The organism is Streptomyces sp. NPDC057486 (assembly GCF_042802415.1).
In the GTDB taxonomy this organism is placed as follows: domain Bacteria; phylum Actinomycetota; class Actinomycetes; order Streptomycetales; family Streptomycetaceae; genus Streptomyces; species Streptomyces yanii.
This window is the reverse complement of sequence record NZ_JBHVEE010000182.1, coordinates 1-17,131: the sequence shown is the minus strand read 5'-3', so window position 1 is coordinate 17,131 and position 17,131 is coordinate 1. Positions and strand designations below refer to the sequence as shown.

General features: G+C 69.5%; 17 protein-coding genes and 5 pseudogenes. 16 read left to right on the top strand and 6 right to left on the bottom strand.

Going from position 1 to position 17,131, the window contains the following annotated elements; all coding sequences use genetic code 11:
* Nucleotides 1-311 precede the first annotated feature (311 nt).
* The 3 genes and pseudogenes from ACFU6I_RS43925 to ACFU6I_RS43915 form a co-directional block, all read left to right on the top strand.
* A pseudogene (locus ACFU6I_RS43925) lies at nucleotides 312-563 on the top strand (hypothetical protein); the annotation flags it as partial.
* Nucleotides 564-1,109: a hypothetical protein gene (locus ACFU6I_RS43920; protein WP_384378745.1), complete on the top strand. Its 546-nt coding sequence runs from the start codon at nucleotides 564-566 to the stop codon at nucleotides 1,107-1,109.
* Nucleotides 1,106-1,531, top strand: a complete 426-nt coding sequence (locus tag ACFU6I_RS43915; RefSeq protein ID WP_384378742.1) for a ParB/Srx family N-terminal domain-containing protein — start codon at nucleotides 1,106-1,108, stop codon at nucleotides 1,529-1,531. The genes ACFU6I_RS43920 and ACFU6I_RS43915 overlap by 4 nt, the downstream gene beginning before the upstream one ends.
* Before the next feature lie 38 nt (nucleotides 1,532-1,569).
* On the opposite strand, the pseudogene ACFU6I_RS43910 reads toward ACFU6I_RS43915, so the two are convergent.
* Nucleotides 1,570-1,665, bottom strand: a pseudogene (locus tag ACFU6I_RS43910) (hypothetical protein); the annotation flags it as partial.
* Nucleotides 1,666-1,862: 197 nt separating this feature from the next.
* Between ACFU6I_RS43910 and ACFU6I_RS43905 the strand changes: the two are divergent.
* A pseudogene (locus ACFU6I_RS43905) lies at nucleotides 1,863-2,023 on the top strand (transposase); the annotation flags it as partial.
* A gap of 405 nt (nucleotides 2,024-2,428) precedes the next feature.
* Here ACFU6I_RS43905 and ACFU6I_RS43900 read toward each other — a convergent pair.
* Together ACFU6I_RS43900 and ACFU6I_RS43895 are read right to left on the bottom strand one after the other, a co-directional pair.
* Nucleotides 2,429-3,856, bottom strand: a complete 1,428-nt coding sequence (locus tag ACFU6I_RS43900) for an amidase (protein WP_384378739.1) — start codon at nucleotides 3,854-3,856, stop codon at nucleotides 2,429-2,431.
* Between the two features lie 132 nt (nucleotides 3,857-3,988).
* On the bottom strand, nucleotides 3,989-5,380 hold the full coding sequence (locus ACFU6I_RS43895) for an MFS transporter (protein WP_384378736.1): 1,392 nt from the start codon (nucleotides 5,378-5,380) through the stop codon (nucleotides 3,989-3,991).
* 269 nt (nucleotides 5,381-5,649) lie between these two features.
* Between ACFU6I_RS43895 and ACFU6I_RS43890 the strand changes: the two genes are divergently transcribed.
* From ACFU6I_RS43890 to ACFU6I_RS43860, 7 genes are all read left to right on the top strand, one after another.
* Nucleotides 5,650-6,399 (top strand): helix-turn-helix domain-containing protein, encoded by a 750-nt coding sequence (locus ACFU6I_RS43890; protein ID WP_384378733.1) that lies wholly within the window; start codon nucleotides 5,650-5,652, stop codon nucleotides 6,397-6,399.
* Nucleotides 6,400-6,577: 178 nt separating this feature from the next.
* Nucleotides 6,578-7,096, top strand: coding sequence for a type 1 glutamine amidotransferase domain-containing protein (locus ACFU6I_RS43885; RefSeq protein ID WP_384378730.1), 519 nt, complete (start codon nucleotides 6,578-6,580; stop codon nucleotides 7,094-7,096).
* A 71-nt stretch (nucleotides 7,097-7,167) separates the two neighbouring features.
* Nucleotides 7,168-8,343, top strand: coding sequence for an aromatic ring-hydroxylating dioxygenase subunit alpha (locus tag ACFU6I_RS43880; RefSeq protein ID WP_326791775.1), 1,176 nt, complete (start codon nucleotides 7,168-7,170; stop codon nucleotides 8,341-8,343).
* 131 nt (nucleotides 8,344-8,474) lie between these two features.
* Nucleotides 8,475-9,527, top strand: coding sequence for a PDR/VanB family oxidoreductase (locus ACFU6I_RS43875; protein WP_384378727.1), 1,053 nt, complete (start codon nucleotides 8,475-8,477; stop codon nucleotides 9,525-9,527).
* Nucleotides 9,528-9,591: 64 nt separating this feature from the next.
* Entirely contained in the window at nucleotides 9,592-10,458 is an 867-nt protein-coding gene (locus ACFU6I_RS43870) for an NAD-dependent epimerase/dehydratase family protein (RefSeq protein WP_384378724.1), read from the top strand.
* 70 nt (nucleotides 10,459-10,528) lie between these two features.
* Complete coding sequence (locus tag ACFU6I_RS43865; RefSeq protein ID WP_384378721.1) at nucleotides 10,529-11,182, top strand: hypothetical protein; 654 nt, start codon at nucleotides 10,529-10,531, stop codon at nucleotides 11,180-11,182.
* A complete protein-coding gene (locus ACFU6I_RS43860) occupies nucleotides 11,179-12,492 on the top strand; it encodes a DUF1116 domain-containing protein (protein ID WP_384378718.1) in 1,314 nt (437 codons plus the stop codon). The genes ACFU6I_RS43865 and ACFU6I_RS43860 overlap by 4 nt, the downstream gene beginning before the upstream one ends.
* Here ACFU6I_RS43860 and ACFU6I_RS43855 read toward each other — a convergent pair.
* The 3 genes and pseudogenes from ACFU6I_RS43855 to ACFU6I_RS43845 all read right to left on the bottom strand — a co-directional run.
* Nucleotides 12,493-12,654: pseudogene (locus ACFU6I_RS43855) on the bottom strand (Uma2 family endonuclease); the annotation flags it as partial.
* Between the two features lie 691 nt (nucleotides 12,655-13,345).
* Nucleotides 13,346-14,188, bottom strand: coding sequence for an alpha/beta fold hydrolase (locus ACFU6I_RS43850; RefSeq protein WP_384378715.1), 843 nt, complete (start codon nucleotides 14,186-14,188; stop codon nucleotides 13,346-13,348).
* Between the two features lie 4 nt (nucleotides 14,189-14,192).
* Entirely contained in the window at nucleotides 14,193-14,810 is a 618-nt protein-coding gene (locus ACFU6I_RS43845; protein ID WP_384378712.1) for a dihydrofolate reductase family protein, read from the bottom strand.
* Nucleotides 14,811-15,251: 441 nt separating this feature from the next.
* Here ACFU6I_RS43845 and ACFU6I_RS43840 point away from each other — a divergent pair.
* The 5 genes and pseudogenes from ACFU6I_RS43840 to ACFU6I_RS43820 form a co-directional block, all read left to right on the top strand.
* A pseudogene (locus tag ACFU6I_RS43840) lies at nucleotides 15,252-15,482 on the top strand (transposase); the annotation flags it as partial.
* 37 nt (nucleotides 15,483-15,519) lie between these two features.
* Nucleotides 15,520-15,789, top strand: coding sequence for a hypothetical protein (locus ACFU6I_RS43835; RefSeq protein ID WP_384378751.1), 270 nt, complete (start codon nucleotides 15,520-15,522; stop codon nucleotides 15,787-15,789).
* A complete protein-coding gene (locus ACFU6I_RS43830) occupies nucleotides 15,786-16,331 on the top strand; it encodes a hypothetical protein (RefSeq protein WP_384378748.1) in 546 nt (181 codons plus the stop codon). Before ACFU6I_RS43835 ends, ACFU6I_RS43830 begins: the two co-directional genes overlap by 4 nt.
* 34 nt (nucleotides 16,332-16,365) lie before the next feature.
* Nucleotides 16,366-16,629 carry a hypothetical protein gene (locus tag ACFU6I_RS43825; protein WP_384378709.1) on the top strand — a complete coding sequence of 88 codons (264 nt, stop codon included), beginning with the start codon at nucleotides 16,366-16,368 and terminating at the stop codon, nucleotides 16,627-16,629.
* Nucleotides 16,601-17,131: beta-galactosidase (locus ACFU6I_RS43820; RefSeq protein WP_384378706.1), on the top strand; the 531-nt coding region annotated here is incomplete at its 3' end. The genes ACFU6I_RS43825 and ACFU6I_RS43820, both read left to right, overlap by 29 nt.

Sequence of the window (17,131 nt, the reverse complement as noted above, 5' to 3'; positions counted from 1 at the left end):
CGGTTAGGTCCGTCGTTGCGTTTGCCCGTGACGCGGGGGACCACTACTTGTCCTGGGTCCACGTTCTCCATGATCTTCCAGCCTGGCCGCCGGTCAATCGTGAATTGCTCCTCGTGACTCATCAACGACTTGTGCAGACCCAGCGGCAGCTGGTGGATGCCCTGTACGCGGTCCTCCACCCGCAGGCGCCCTAGGCGAGCCTACGTCGCGGCGTTGTTGCGTCTCTGTCACCGGGGCACACTAGCTTGATCCACTTTCGAAACGCACCCTAATGGGACCAGCCTAGCCGGCAGGAGCAACGGCGATTCGCGCCGATCGACTCGGTGTTCGCCTGGCCCGAGCCGTCGTTCGATGAGCTCACCGAGGACGGCAAAGAGCGCATCATCGAGCAGGTGCAGGACCGGCCGAACTGGGTGTTGGGCCTGCACATCGAACGCCCGGAGCTGCGGGACCAGTTGGCCGGTGTCGTGCAGACCGCGAACCGCGGCCTGCCGATCTACGTGTACGCGGCGGACGGGCCCCGGCGCATCGTCCGCCCCCGGCAGCCGATCGAGACGATCCCCATGCCGAATATCGGCAAGGACGAGGAACTCGGCGACCGGATGAGCCTGCACATCCTGACCGGCGGCCAGTTCGCATCGGTCCGCTCACAGTTCATGTCCAAGACGATCAAGCCGGGGGCGCCGCTCATCGCCTGCGGTGTCGCCGTCGACGGGAAGCTCATCGGCGCGTTCGCGTACCTCCCGCCGAAGTTCGACCCGAACACCGCCTACCTGATGTCGGACTTCCCGGTGTCGTGGACCCGGTACCGGCGCCTCGCCAAGCTGATCGTGATGGCGGCCTCCACGAAGGAGGCACAGCTCCTGATCCAGCGGTCCCTGTCGAAGCGGATCACCGGCTGGGCGACCACCGCGTTCACCGACCGGCCGAACTCGGCGAAGTACGGGCGGGGCATCCCAGGCGTGAAGCTGCAGAAGCGCTCAGAACCCGGCGACGCCGGTGATGGGATCCACCGCTATCAGCTCCAGTACGGCGGCCCCCTCGGCTCCTACGACCTGCAAGAAGCCCTCACCCTGTGGAAGACCAAGCACGGATCGGACGCGCTATGACCGCCACCCCCCGCCCCACACGCCTCCAGCCGCGCCTGGTGCGCCGCGACCCGCGGCTCCTCACCCGACTCCCCGTCAACGCCCGCTACATGACGAAGGAGGAGTACGACCGCCTGGTCGAGAACGTCCGCGCAGACGGCTGCCTCACCAGCGTCCCCCTCGTCTACGGGGCGGGCGAGTACGAGGAGGGCCGCGAGCTCGTCCTCTCCGGGAACCACCGCATCGACGCGGCCGTGGACGCCGGTCTCGACGAGATCGACGTGATGCTGATCGACGATCCGCAGGAGAAAGACCAGCTGATCGCCCGGCAGATCTCGCACAACAGCATCGCCGGGAAGGACGACCCGGCGACGCCCAAGCAGCTGTATGACGAGATCGAAGACGTGCCATCGGGGCCTCGGCCGCGGGAGATCTCCCGGTAGACGGTGGAGCGGTGCTTGCCGACCTCTTCGGCGATCACGGCTGGCGTGCGGCTGGCGAGCAGGCCCTCGGCGATCGTGATCCGGTCGTCCTGGGTGAGGTAGCGGTCGTCGATGGGTTTGTCGGGCAGCAGCATGCGTCCAGCTTTGATGAACCACACCGAGCCTGCGCTGGTGGATACGCCCACCCGGCGGGCAGCGGCTGCCCCTTTCAGGCCACCTCTACGCAGTTCGAAGTAGCTCTTCGGCACCGACAACGGCAACCGGTTCGGCGGATACTTCGGCATCGCACAGACTCCCTTCAGCAGTCGCAACCACCGATGGAAACCGCCGCGTCTACCCGGTCGTCTTCATCGACTGCGTGAACGTGAAGGTCAGGGACGGGCAGGTCGCCAACCGGCCCGTCTACATGGCCTTGGCCGTGACGGCGGGCGGCCACCGGGACCTCCTGGGCCTGTGGGTCTGTGGGCCGGTGACGGCGGCGAGGGGGCGAATTAGTGGCTGCAGGTCCTCACTGAGATCAAGAACCGCGGGGTCCGCGAAACCCGTGGAGCTTCACTCCGGCATCGGCCGACCAGCTCGGTGATGTGATGGAGCGGGTCAGAAGGAACTGCCCAAGCACGGCTGGAAGGTCGTCGATTACGGGCCGGTCACGAGCAAGAACCAGAACATCAACCTCACAGCCGACAACGACAAGAAGAAGCACAGCGTCAAGATCGTCGAGATGGCCAAGATCGACCCGCCGAGCCTCAGCCTGATGGTCGACTCCGGCTGCTTGGTGCCGGACGGCGAGAAGGTCCAGCGGTTGTGAAGGTGCTGCTTCCGAGGCGAGTGGGCGCCGGACGGCTCGGTCGGGCAGCCGCGGTGAACCGGATGATGCCGGGGCGGCGGATTTGCTCGTCAGGCGGTTGGCGGGGTCAGCAGGTGTTCCATGCGATGGGCGACCGCCAGCAGGTGTTCGTCGCCGCTGACCCGTCCGATCAACTGCACCCCGAGAGGGAGGCCGTTCGCGTCCCGGTGGCCCGGGACCGTCACGGTCGGTAGTCCCAGCACCTGCCAGGGCCGGCTGAAGACCGGGGAACCGGTGGCGGCAAGGCCGGCGGGGGCGGGGCCGGGGGCGGCCGGAGCGAGGACGGCGTCCGCCGATTCGAACAGGGCATGGAGGCGGCGGCGCTGTTCGGCCGCGTGGTCGAGCGCGGCCAGGTAGTCGGTGCGCGAGACCCGGTGACCGTCCTCGACGAGTTGGTACAGAGGGGCGCTGAGGGGCTGTTCCCCGGGGACGCCGGTCGGGGGCCCGGCCTCGTACGTGTCGGTCGCTGCGCCTGTCGGGTGGGCCGCGTACGTGGTGGGCAGGGCGCCCGCGTCGTACTCGTCGGCGAGGGCGCGGGCGGCCTCGTACGCCATGACCGTGGTGTGGGTACGGACCAGTTCGGCGAGATCCGCGTCGATCGCCAGCTCGCGGACCTCGGCCCCGGCGGCGACGAGCGCCCGGCGGGTGTCCTCCATGGCCCGGTCCATGACCGGGTCGGTGGGGTGGAAACCGTATGCGGGGCCCGGCGTTGCGGTGTCTGTGCCGGAGCAGATAAGGATCACTGGGTGCGGGACGTCCGGCAGGGCGGCGTCCGCACTGCGCCGCGCGCGGCCGAGCAGGGCCGCACGGGCCAGGGCGAGGTCCTCGACGGTGCGGGTGAGCAGGCCGAGGGAGTCGAGCGTGTGGCTCAGGCCTGCGATGCCGGTGAGGGGGAAGGTGCCCGGCGTGGCGACATGGCCCGCGGTGCCGCAGTACGCGGCCGGGCGGATGGTCGACGCGGCGGTCTGGGTGCCCAGGGCGAGCGGGACCATGTGGTCGGCCACGGCTGCGGCCGAACCGCTGGAGGAGCCGCCGGGGGTGTGGTCCGGGTCGTGCGGGTTCGCGGTACGGCCGGGCGTGAAGTAGGCGAACTCGGTGGTCACCGTCTTGCCGACGAGCACCGCGCCGGACGCGCGCAGCCGGGCCACGCACCAGGCGTCGCTGGCCGGGCGGTGGCCCCGGTGGCGGGGTGAGCCGTATCCGGTGGGCTGGTCGGCGGTGTTGATGATGTCCTTCACGCCCACTGGGACACCGTGCAGCAGTCCCCGGCGTGGGCCGTCGTCCAGCAGCCGGGCGTGACGCGTGGCGGCGTCCTGATCGAGGTGTTCCCAGGCTCCGACCACGGACTCGCGGGCATCGATCCGTTCCAGGCAGCTGGCCAGCAGCGCGGAGGCGGTCAGCTCACCGGACTCCAGGGCGTGGACAGCCCGGGTGAGGGTCAGCTCGTGCGGGGGGACGGTGGCGGTGGGCGGGGGCATGGGCGTGCTCTTCCTGGTCGAGGTGCGGGCGAGGTGTGGGCGAATTGGGGGACGGACAGGGCCCGGCCGGTGTCGTAGCCGGCCGGGCCCGCCGGGACGGGGGCGAGGGGTACCCCTGTCCGGAGAGGTGGTTCAGACGACGGTGCGTGTCGGTTCGGTGGCCACGGGACCGTTCGCGTCCTTGGTGGCGGTGCCGATACTGCTGGCCTCGGAGAGCGACTTGCCCTTGGTCTCCGGTGCGAGCAGCAGCGAGACGATCAGACCGGCCAGGGTCAGCGCGGCAGCCATGAGCATGGTCGGGCCGTTGCCGTACTTGTTCAGCGAGAGCGGCAGCAGATACGTGCCGATCGCCGCGCCGATCCGGGAGATCGCGGTGACCACACCCATGGCGGTGGCCCGGATCTCGGTCGGGAAGATCTCGTTGGGGTAGGACCACTCCAGGATGTTCGGCCCCCCGGAGGCCAGCGCGTACAGACAGAAGCAGACGATGACCAGCACGGCCGGGCCGGTGGGGAACAGGCCGAGCACGGTGAACGGGATCAGCATGATCGCGAACGACCAGAGTAGCAACGGGCGGCGGCCGGTGGTCTCGCACCAGCGGAGCGCGGGCAGACAGCCGATCAGGAAGACCACGCTGATCAGCGTGGCGCCGAGGTTTTCGAGGTTGCCGCCGTCGAGTCCGAAGGACGCCAGCACGGTCGGGCCAAAGGTGTACATCGCGAAGACCGGGGTGACGGCGCACAGATAGAACATGCCGCAGAAGAAGGTGCGCTTGAGGTACTCGCCGCGCAACAGGCCGCGGAAGCCGAGCTGGACGGTGGTCTGCGGTTCGACCGAGGTGATGCTGTCGAAGTCGGCGTCGTCCCCGTACACCTTGCGGACCACGGCCCTGGCTTCGTCGGTCCGGCCCTTGGAGATCAGCCAGCGCGGTGATTCGGGTGTGCCGACGCGCAGCAGCAGGATGATGATTCCCGGCACGATGGCGCTGGCCAGCATGATCCGCCACGCCCCGTGGCCCAGCCACTCGGTGAGCAGGAAGCCGAGCATGGTGGCGACCGTGGCGCCGATGTACCAGGCGACCACGAGCGAGCCGAGCATTGCGCCGCGCTTCTTGGCGGGCAGCCACTCTGCGAGCAGCGCGGTCGCGATCGGGTAGTCGGCGCCGATGGCGAGACCGACGACGAACCGCAGCGCGATGATCTGCCAGCCGTCGGTGACGAACGCGCAGAGCAGCGAGGCGCCGACCAGGATGAGCAGGTCGAGGGTGTACATCAGCTCGCGGCCGATGTGGTCGGTGACCCGTCCGAAGACAAGACCGCCCATGAAGATGCCGATCAGCGCGGCGGCGCCGGCGAGGCTCAGTTCGGTGGCACTCAGCCCCAGATCGGGCTGCATGCCGACCAGAGCGATACCGACGATGCTGAGCAGCCATCCGTCGAGGAACGGCCCGCCGGAGGATTGGATCAGCAGTTTCTTGTGAAATCGCGACAGCGGACTGTCGTCGATGATCGAGGTCGTCGCCATGAGGGAGCTCCCGGAGCAGGACGCCGCGCCGACAGGCGACGGGGCGTTCAGAGAGTGTATGGGTGGGGTGTTTTCTGCACCAGCGAGTGACATCGGCGGAAATACGAGGGGAATGCCGGATGCTCTGTTGGCGCTTCGGGTGAACACACGAGTCCCGATGGCGCATTACTGTCCACCTGCACAGAACACCTGTCAATGACTGTGAACATCTTGATATCAACGTGGCCGATCAGATCGGTTTTGTGTGCTGTCTCTGTACACTCGTGCACATGACTACCGGGGTGACGACTGAAGGACCCACCGAAGGCGACAAGGGGCGCTGGGTCGCACTGGGCGCGCGGTTGCGCTCCGCCCGTGAGGCGAAGGGGATGAGCCTGCGGGAACTCGCCCGCCGACTGGGCTGTTCACCGAGCCATATCTCCCAGGCCGAGCGCGGCCGCACGGCCCTCTCGGTGAGCATGCTGTACGACGCCGTGGCCGAGCTGGGGCTGTCGATGGACCGCCTATTCGACTCGGCCGACTCGGTGGGACCGGGCGATTCAGGGGGTGCGGCGGGTCCGGCAGGTTCGGTGGAGGGCTCTGTGGGCGACGTACGTGTGGGCGGTGGTCCGGCCGCGGACGACGGCGGTGCGGCGCCGGCGAGCGCCCCGCCCACGACGGCCGGGGAGGCGAGGTTCGTACAGCGTGCGGGGGCGCGGCGGGCCATCGAGGTGGAGACCGGCATGCGCTGGGAGCTGCTCACCCCCTACCCCGAACGGGGCGTGGACTTCCGCGAGATCGTGTACGACGTGGGGGCGGGCTCGGCGCCCGGCGAGCGCTTCATCCGGCACTCCGGGCGGGAGTACGGGCTGGTCCTGGAGGGGGAGCTGCGGGTACGGATCGCCTTCGAGGAGTTCGCCCTGGGCCCCGGTGACTCCATCGCGTTCGACTCCACCAGCCCGCACCGCTTCTGGAACGCCGGCGACCGACGGGCCCGAGCCGTGTGGTTCTCGGTGGCCGATCCCGCCGCGGACATCTGACCGCGGCTGCTCTCTCCACGCCCCCTTCTCCTCGCGGAGCCGGGGGCGTTTCTCGTGTGCGTCCTTCCCGCGCGGACCCGGCAGCTCTTGACAAGGGTGTTCTTCACCGTGAACATCTGTGTTTACTGTGAATGAACACACCGGCCGAACGGTGTGCTGATGTGCCGGAGGAAAGCCGATGTCGCTTAAGGGCCGCAAGATTCTCGTCCTCGCCGCCGACTACTTCGAGGAGTCGGAGCTGCTCTACCCGGTGATCCGGCTGCGCGAGGAGAACGCCGACGTGGTGGTGGCCGGAGTCACCCGCGACCCGGTCAAGGGCAAGTCCGGCTACGGCCCGTACCCCGTGGACGTCGCCGTGGACGAGGTGGACGCGGCGCAGTTCGACGCGGTGGTCGTACCGGGCGGCTTCGCCCCCGATCTGCTGCGCCGCTCCTCCCAGGTGCTCGACCTGGTCCGGTACTTCGACGAGGCGGGCAAGCCGCTCGCGATCGTCTGCCACGGCGGCTGGGTCCCCGTCTCCGCCGGAATCCTGCGGGACCGGACCCTCACCAGCGTCGCCGCCATCCGCGACGACCTGGTCAACGCCGGCGCCGACTGGATCGACGAGCCCGTCGTCGTCGACCGGAACCTGATCAGCGCGCAGCTCCCGCGCGACCTCGGTCCCTGGATGAAGGCCCTCATCACCGCCCTTGCCTGAACCCCGCCACCCCCTCGCCCGAACCCGGCCGCCCTCTCCGGAGCCCCGTCCCAGCCCGACAGGAGTACCTCATGAACAGCCCCGCACCCGTCTGCCCCCTCCCCGTCGAGGACTTCGCGCCCAGCATCACCGGCATCGAACAGGCCGTGTCCCTGCCTCCGGCCTGCTACACCTCGCCCGAGTTCCACGCCTTCGAGATGGATGCCGTCTGGGGCCACGAGTGGTTCTGCGTCGGCCGGGCCACCGACATCCCGAACAAGGGCGACTACTACTCCGTCACCGTCGGCGACGACCCGCTGATGGTCGTCCGCGGCGCCGACGGCGAGGTCCATGTCCGGTCCGCCGTCTGCCAGCACCGGGCCATGCCCCTGATCGAGGGCCGCGGCAACGCCCGCCGGTTCCGCTGCCCGTACCACAGCTGGGTCTACGGCCTGGACGGTGTGCTGCAGTCCGCCCCCGACCTCAACGACGTGCCCTGCTTCGACAAGGCGGCCGTCCGGCTGCCCGAGGTCCGCTCGGAGGTCTGGGAGGGCTTCGTCTTCATCACGTTCGACGACACCATCGCCCCGGTCGCCGAACGCCTCGGCCACCTCTCCGAGCAGCTCGCCTCCTACGGCATGTCCGAACTGCGCGCGGCCGAGCCCCAGCAACTCGACCCGTACGAGTGGAACTGGAAGATCTTCGCGGACGAGTGCTACCACTGCGCCCATCTGCACGCCAAGACCTGGAACCCGGTCTACCCGACGCCGCAGGAGCGGATCGACTTCGACTCCGAGCTCAACGACGTCGAGCGCGGCATCATCGCGTACGACATCCTCGGCCGCGAAGCCGGTTCTTCGCCCACCCACACCGGCAAGGTCCTCCAGCCGCTACTTCCCGGGCTGACCGTGCACGAGCAGGAGCGGCTCTCCTACGTCACCGTCATGCCGAACCTGCTGATCGTGGCCATGCCCGACAAGGTCAAGTACTTCCTCTGGCTGCCCACCGGCACCAAGTCGTCGGTCTTCGGCGCCACCTGGCTCTACCCCGAATCCACGCTCGCGCGCCCGGACTTCGAGGAGAACTGGATCAAGGAGAAGGAGGACCTCGCGGGCGTCATGGTCGAGGACGTCTTCGCCTGGTCCGGCGTGCAGCGCGGGCTGCACTCCCGCTTCGCCCCGCGCGGCCGGTACGCGCCCAGCGAGGTCGTTCTGGTCCGCTTCAACCAGTGGCTTGCCGAGCGGTACACGAGCCGCGCCACCTCCTGAGCCCTACCGGCTCCTGTCCTGCACCACTCCTCCACGCGGCCCCGTCGCGTCAGCACGCGGCCCTGCCCCTGCGGCACACATCCTCACCACGCGAGTGCGTCCCATTCGCCGTGTCACCCCAGGAGAACACCATGACCCTCCAACTGGAGCGGCCCGAGGCACCGCGCCCGCCGGCCGAACTCCCCGAGCCGCCCGCCGTGGAATCCGGACCGCCCGGAACACTGACCCTCCGGGTCGAATCGTGCGGGCGGGTCGCCGAGGACATCGTCGCGCTCACCCTGCGGGCACCCGACGGGGCGAAGCTGCCGCCATGGGAACCAGGTGCCCACATCGACCTGCTGCTGCCCGGCGCCGGACCGGACAGCGGTGAACTGGTCCGCCAGTACTCCCTGTGCGGGGACCCGGACGACCGCACCCAATGGCGGGTCGCGGTGCTGCGCTCGGCGGACGGGCGGGGCGGTTCGGTCCACGTCCACGACCGGATCCGGCCCGGCGACACCCTGCGAGTGCGCGGACCCCGCAACCACTTCCGGGTCTCGGCCGCCCCCGAGTACCTGTTCATCGCCGGAGGCATCGGGGTCACCCCGGTCCTGGCGATGGTGCGCGCCGCCGAGCGGGCCGGGCAGCGCTGGCGCGCGGTCTACCTCGCCCGTGACCGGGACCGGATGGCCTTCGTCGACGAACTGACCGCCTGCGGACCGGGGCAGGTGCGGCTGCACACCGACGAGACCGACGGCCGGTTCGACCTCGGCGCACTGCTGTCCGGTGTCGCACCCGGCACCGCGGTGTACTCCTGCGGCCCCGGCCCCCTGCTCACCGCCCTCGAAGAGCTCCACGCAGCGTGCGAGGGCCGCTGGGACCTGCACCTGGAACGGTTCGCCGCCGTCCCCGTACGGGACGAAGTCGCCGCGGAAGACCGCGAGTTCGAGGTGGTGCTCGCCGGCGACGGCAGCAGCCACCGGGTACCGGCCGGCACCTCCGTGCTCAGCGTGCTGCGGACCGCCGGCGTGCGGGTCGACTGGTCCTGCGAAACGGGTACGTGCGGCTCCTGTGAGACCAGGGTGCTGGAAGGGGAGCCCGAGCACCGCGACAGCGTGCTCGACGCCGACGAAAGGGCCGCGGGCGACTACATGATGATCTGCGTCTCGCGGACCCGGTGCGAGCGGCTGGTCCTGGACCTCTGACACCGCTGCACCTCCCACCGCTCAAGAACCGCTCCAACAACTCAAGTCCCGAGAGGAACCACTCATGCCTCCCATTTCCAAGGTCGTCGTCACCGGCGGTTCGGGCCGGGTCGGCCGGTACGTCGTCGAGGAACTGGCGCGCACCTTCGACGTCACCAACGCCGACCGGGTCGCGTCCGACGCCTCCGTCACCTATGTGCCAACGGACGTGATGGACCTGGAGGCGGTCCGTCAGGTCACCAAGGGCGCCGACGCCGTCGTCCACCTGGCCGCCATCGACTACGACTGGAAGGCCGCCCCCGAGTCGTACATCAGGGTCAACACCCTCGGCTCCTGGCACGTGCTCCAGGCCGCAGCCGAGAACGGCGTTCGCAAGGTCGTCCTGACCTCGTCCATCTCGGCCTGCGGGCTCTCCGAGATGCGGGCCGACTGGACACCCCGCTACCTCTCCGTCGACGAGGACCACGAGAACCGCCCCGTGCAGGCGTACAGCGTCAGCAAGCGGATCATCGAGGAGATGGGGCTGAGCTTCACCCGCGGCACCGACATGGACGTCATCTGTCTGCGTCCGCTCGCCGTGGTGCTGCCCGAGACGCTGCCGGAGTTCGTCGACTTCATCGACAACCCCGAACTGCACTGGCTCTACTACTACGTCACCGCCCAGGACGTCGCCCGCGGCTTCCGCGCCGCTCTGGAGACCGACGGGCTGCGGTACGGCGCGTTCTTCCTCTCCGCCGCCGACACCTGCCGGCCCGAACCCACCCTGGAGTGGTACCGCGAGCGCTTCGGCGAGCTGCCGGAGATCCGCAACCCCCGGCTCTACCGGACCAACCCCCGCGCCTCCGTCTTCTCCAGCAACCGGGCCCGCGACCTGCTCGGCTGGGAGCCGACCTCCGACTTCCTGGAACTGCGCGCCGCCCAGGGCCTCTGAGCCCCGCACCGCCCAGCCCAGCCCGTCAGAATCCCGCCCCACCGCCCCGCACAGACAAGGACTTACGCTCATGGCCGACGTGGTACGCCCCGGCAAGGTCGACTGGACCGGCGACAACCCCTTCATCTACCTCAAGACGGACCCGGCCGGCGACTGGTCCGCGCTCTCGCTGTTCTTCCGCGTGACGGCCTCCGACTTCGGCCCCGGCAGCCTCGTCCTCACCATCGAGGACCCCTACGACAAGCGCGCCGAGGGGGCGGACGCCCCGGCTCCGGTACGGCTGGCGCTCACCGACAACGAGCCGCTGGCCCGTTTCCTGATCGACGGCTTCGTCCGCCGTTTCGTGCTGTTCCGCCCGGCGACCGCCGCGCTCGACGCACTGGAACTGGTCGGCGGCGCCGCGTTCACCACCCAGGGCGACGGAGCGACGATGCACACCGAGTCGGCGCGCGCCGAGGAGCGCGGGCTGTCCCTGGCGATGACGTGGGAAGACCTCGGCACCCCCTTCGCCGTGGACGTCCCCGGACCGCAGTCCGGCACCGGACAGCACGAGATGTTCAGCGTGTTCCGGACCGCCGGGGCCGCGCACGTGACCGTGAACGACGCCGTCCTGCCCGGCTCCACGGTGGAGCGCGACTTCTTGAACGGCCCCGCCCAGTCCGCCGCACTCGCGCTCTCCGAGACGTGGGTGCGCGACGGGGGCGCCGAGGTGGCGCAGTCATGACGACGACCCCGGACACGACCACGGCCCCAGCACCTGTCCCGGACGCCGACCAGCGGGCCTTCGAGCTGCTGGCCCGCTGCCGCCCGGCCTGGACCGGAATGACCACCGTGCGCGAGGTCCTCGGCGAGGACCGCCTGTTGCTGCACGCCGGGCCGCCCTTCAGCGACCCGGCCACCATCCCCGCCCCGGTGCTCAACTCGCTCGCCCTGGCCTGCGTCTTCGAGGGCTGGGCGGACGGCATAGAGGAGGGCAGGCGGCTGGTCGTCTCCGGCGAGGTGCCGGTGGGCGCGGCCCAGGACCACGACATCGTGGTGCCGCTCGCGGGCGCAGTCTCACCGTCCATGGCCCTGCACGTGGTGCATGACCTGGGACCGTCGGACACCGACACCCACACCGACACCACCACGGCCACCGGTTCGCGCCGGGTGCGATACGCGGTGCTCAACGAGGGCCAGGAGTACGCCCTGCGCCTGGGCACCTCCGACCTGCGGATCGTGGCACACCACCGCTGGCTCAACGGCGCCTTCGCCGAGGAACTGACGGCCGCGCTGGCGGCCGCACTAGAGGCCGGTCCCGTCGAGCTGTATCCCCTGATGTCTGCCGCGCTCGCCGAAGGCGACGAGTGCCACAGCCGCACGCTCGCCGGGTCCCGGCTGGTCGCCGCGCGGCTGCGGGAACCGGCGAGCGGCACCGCATCGCCCGGGCCCGGGCTGTCCGAGCGGTCCACGGCCTTCCTCGACGGCGCGGGCGCCTTCGCCCTCAACCTGTGGATGGCCGCGGCCTCGCTCACCCTCGGCGCCGCCGAAGGGATGGCGGACGCCACCCTGATCACCCGGGCCGGCGGCAACGGCAAGGAATTCGGGGTGCAGTTGGCCGGAACTCCGGGTCGCTGGTTCACCACCTCCGCCACCCCGCCCCGCGGTTCGGTCGAACCGGCCCACGAAGGGCGCCGTGCCCTCGGTGCGGTCGGTGACAGCGCGGTGGTTGACGTGCTCGGCTTCGGCGGTCAGGCCCTGGAGTACGCACCCACGGTACGCGCCGCGCTCGGCGAGCATCTTCCCGAGGACGCCGCCGACCGGCCGGCCAGGCTGCTGGCGCGTCCATTCGCCGCCGGGACCGGGCCGGCTGCCCCCTGCGCCTCGGGCGGCGCGGGCAAGTACATCGGCACCAGCGCCGCCCGGATCACCGCAGCCGGTACCGGACCGATGGTGCTGCTCGGCATGATCGAGGAGACCGGTACGCACGGCCGGATCGGCGGCGGCGTCTTCGACACCCCGGTGTCCCTGTTCCAGGAGGCGGCCGCCGGCTGATCAGCTCCGGGGGCGGCCGGCCCGGATCAGCTCGGCGACATCGACGGTCACCGGGGCGCCGATCGAATCGGGCAGCGTGACCGTCTGCCCGGGGGCGTACACCTGGTGGCTGTCGTAACCGCCGCCCATTGGCTCGGTCAGGACATGCACCCGGCCGTTACGCGGCCGGATCTACAGCCACGTCTATAACGACCCCCGACCTGGGCCCGGCGCCGAGGGGTAGGCGGGCAGCTCGACGGGCTGCTCTTGGGCGTTACAGGCTGGACACCGACACCACCCTGCTCACCGACCTCGGATCGTTGCTCGGCGGACGCGCGCTGTACGACCCACGCCCCGGCGGGGCGGGCCGCTTCCACTGGACTGGCGATACACCCTGACCCACGAGGAGGGCCGTCCAACCGTATAGACCCTGTCCGACTGGCTAGTTCCGTACTTCGCGGGTGACTGAATCGGCTGGTTGTGGTACTGCGTGCTCCAGTTGGCCACTTTGAGCGTTCCGGTTGACCGCTCGCACAACGGCCCTTGGCTCCCTGCAGGGTGATCACACGTACTCGAAGAACCTCTGGTCCACCAGGTAGCCTCACCCTCGTGTGGTGGGTAGCTCAACACGACTGCGTTAGAACGTCGCTTGTTAGCCAGGTCACACCGTCACAGTGCCGGTGGAGCAGTGCAGAGGGACGATCTCGTAGCCCAAGTCTGACAGAGTGGCCTCGATCCGCTGACGATCCCGGACCACGGCTATCGGAACCGCCTTCGAGAGTTCCGCGGGGGCCGATCGCGGGCGCGCGGGCGGATCGAGCCTCCGACGTCCACTGCTGCGTGGAGGCTGGACCCGCGCGCTACCCGCCGTTCCCTATCCGAGCGTGAGCATCGCCTCAGTGACCTCGCCGACCGCCGCATCGGGGATCGCAGTGGCGGCCTCCTTGAGGACGAGCATTCGTGCCCCGGGGATCTCGCGTGCGATCGCCTCGCCGTTGCCGACGGGGAAGAACCGGTCGCGGCGGCCGTGGACGACGAGCGTGGGGACCTCGATCTCGGGCAGGCGCTCGCGCCAGCGGGGTTTGCAGTCGAGCCTGGAAAACACCATGCCGATCTGGTTGGCCATCTGGACCGGGGGTGCGGTGCCGGGCGTGCGGTCCCAGATGCGCGCGGCGATTGCGCGGGCGGCGACGGGGTCGTTGCCGAGGATCTCCGCGCCGGCGGCGGCGAACTCCGCAACCGCCTCGCGGTCGGTCCAATCGGGCATCGGGCGCGCGAACAGTCGGCTCATCGTTGCCTGGTCATGGTCGGGGAGGTCATCGTCGGGCGGGCCAGGGGCAACCGGGCGGGTGCCAACCAGGGTGAGCGCCGAGAACGCGTCCGGATGGTCGAGCACGGCCACCTGGGCGACCATCCCGCCGACGCCGATCCCCGCGAGGTGCGCGGGCCCCCCGCCGAGCACGCCGGCAAGGGCCGCCGCGTCGGCGGCGAGGCCGCGCAGGGTGTAGGCGGGCGCCTCCGGATCCGTCATCGTCGACTCCCCGCTGTCGCGCAGGTCGTAGCGCACCACACGGCGCCCGCCGGCGGCGAGGCGCTCGCACAGCGCGTCGGGCCAGGAGAGCATCGTCGTCCCGCCCGCTAGCAGGACGAGTGGCGCGTCGTCGTCACCGAACGACTCGATACCCAAAGCGATCTCGTTGGCGTTGACGGTGGTCATCGGATCACCGGAGGACGTCGTAGGTCAGGTGCGTAGCGGTCGATGTCGAGGTCATGCTCCGCTGCACCAGCGTGCGCGGCGCTCCGCCGGTGAACAGTGGCGTCCCGGCACCCAGCACGACGGGCGCAAGGTGCAGCGTCAGCTCGTCGACCAGCCCGGCGTCGAGCGCCGAGCCGATTGTGGCGCCGCGGCCCATGAGGACGACGTCGAGGTCCTTGCCGCTGTCCGACGATGCCTCCTCGGCGCGCTTGTGCGCGGCGGTGACGGCGCCAGGCAGACCGGTGGTGACGAACGTCCAGTCGAGGTCGGTGAGCCGCACCGACTTCGGCGGCGAGCTTGTCACGACGACGAACGCGGGCTTGCCGACCTCGTCGGCGCCGTAGCCGGACTTGTCGTCCCAGCCGTACGGCCCGTCGACCACGTCGAAGAGCTGGCGGCCGAGGACGACGGCGCCCGAGCGGGCGGTCGCCTCGCGCAGGACCCGGCGGTCGTCGGGGTCGTCGGAAATTGCCCCGGTGTGCAGGACCTCACCGCCGCTGCCCAGACCGTTGTCCGGGGCGGGGTCGGGCCCGGTGACGAAGCTGTCGAGAGAGACCGAGATGTCGGCGATGATTCGAGTCATGCCAGGGCAGACCCGATCCGCCGCCCAAACTCATCGCTACTCATCGCTCACGCATGAAGCGTGTGCCGGATGCGAACCCGATAGCACGACGCCCGAAGCGGCGCGTCGGACGTACAGCGGACGGTCGTCCCCGGAGTACTTCAGAGGCGCATGTGCACAGGTCAAAGGGTATGGCCACTTTGGTGCTCGGAATGGCCAGGTGAAGCGCTCCTTACCTTGTTGGCGGGTTGATTCCGGTCCTTCGTCCGATCGGGAGACCCAGGGGCCTGGGTGTGGCTGAAAGCGCTCATGCCGTAGGTGTGGCTTTGACTGATTGGCCGCGCAGTGCCCCGCGACGACACGGGCCACTCATTGGGATGAGCGAACAGAGATCGCTTTGTAAGGACACGTCGGCGTGGTCGCCTGCAGGGACCAGGCAACCGATCGACGAGGGAGGCTCGGGTGCCCGAGCTTTGGGCGGGGACGGATGTCGGCAAGGCCGCGCACCACTGCACGGTGATCGACACGGACGGATCGAAGGTGCTCTCGCGCCGAGTACCCAACAACGAGGCTGAACTGTTGGAGCTGATAGGCGACGTCCTCGCACCGGCCGAGGACGCACCGGTGACCTGGGCAGTCGACCTGAACGCGGGCGGAGCCGCCCTGCTGATCGCTTTGCTCACCAGCCACGGCCAACGGCTCCTCTATATCCCTGGCAGCACCGTTCACCATGCCTCACGCAGTTACCGAGGCCCTTGTCCTCACGACGGTGTTCTCCATCATCGGCACCGCCCAGCTTTACACCGAGCTGGCCGTGCTCGCCGCCGCGCGGATACCCGGCGCCTCCAACAAGTTCAGTCCGATCATGAACACCACGCTCACCGCCTCCCAGGCGGACCCGAACCTGGCCGCCGCCGAATCGGTTCTGCTGGCCCTCGTGACGCTGGTCCTCTCCTTCGGGTTCCTGAAGTTCACTCAGCGAAGGACGGCCGACGCATGACCACCACCCGCAGTCCACTCACCGAACGCCTGGCCGTCAACGCTCTGCTCGGCCTGATGGCTCTCTACACCCTCATCCCGCTGTGGTCGCTGTTCGTCTCGGCGACCAAGGGCGAGGGATACCTCCACCAGGGCAGCCCGCTGTGGTTCTCGCACTTCGACCTGGGCGGTAACCTCAGCCGCGTCTTCTCCTTCCAGGACGGGGTCTTCTCCTCCTGGCTGGCCAACAGCGCGCTGTACAGCCTGGTCGGCGCCGCCGCCAGCATCCTGCTGTCGGTCATGGCCGGGTTCGCCCTCGCCAAGTACCGGTTCCGCGGCCGCGAGACGATCTTCAACGTGATCCTGGCCTCGGTGCTGATCCCGGCGCCGATGTTCGCCCTGCCACTGTTCCTGCTGCTGGCCGAGCTGCGGCTCACCGACACATACTGGGCCGTCCTGCTCCCCAGCTTCGTCAGCCCCTTCGGCGTCTACCTCTCGCGCATCTACGCGTCGGCGTCCGTCCCCGACGAGTTGCTGGAGGCGGCGCATCGACGGCGCCGGTGAGCGGCGGACCTTCTTCCGCATCGCGCTGCCGGTCATGGCCCCGGCCCTGGTGACGATCTTCCTGTTCCAGTTCGTCAGCGTCTGGAACAACTACCTGCTGCCCGCGCTCATGATCAACGACGCCTCCAAGCTGCCGGTCACCGTCGGCCTGGTCCAGTGGCGCTCGGAGTTCGCCAACGGCGTCCCACAGATGCTCCCCATCACGGGGGCATTCGTCTCGCTGGTCCCGTTGCTCGTCGCCTTCCTCGCACTGCAGCGCTTCTGGCGCAGTGGTCTCACCGCGGGCGCCGTCAAGTAACGAACTGTGGCGCGACCGGCTGCAGCGGCTGCGCGCCATGGGCTGCAACACCGTCGAGCTCTACATCGCCTGGAACTTCCACCAACCCACCCCCGGGCCGGCCCGCTTCGACGGTTGGCACGACGTCGCGGCCTTCATCCGCGAGACCGACTCGCTCGGCCTCGATGTGATCGCCCGCCCCGGCCCGTACATCTGCGCCGAATGGGACCTGGGCGGGCTCCCGGCCTGGCTGCTCGCCGACGAGTCCCTGCGCCTGCGCACCGCCGACCCCGCCTACCTGGCTGCCGTGGATCAGTGGTTCGACCAGCTGATCCCTGTCCTCGCCGAACTCCAGACCTCGCGCGGCGGCCCGATCGTCGCCGTCCAGGTCGAGAACGAGTACGGCAGCTACGGCAACGACAAGGCCTCTCGTGTTTCGCACTTTTTGGATCACTGGGTCGGTGAACTGGTGTGTGATGATGCGCTCGATCGGGTGGTGAGAGGCCGTACCTCTCATGGGGTG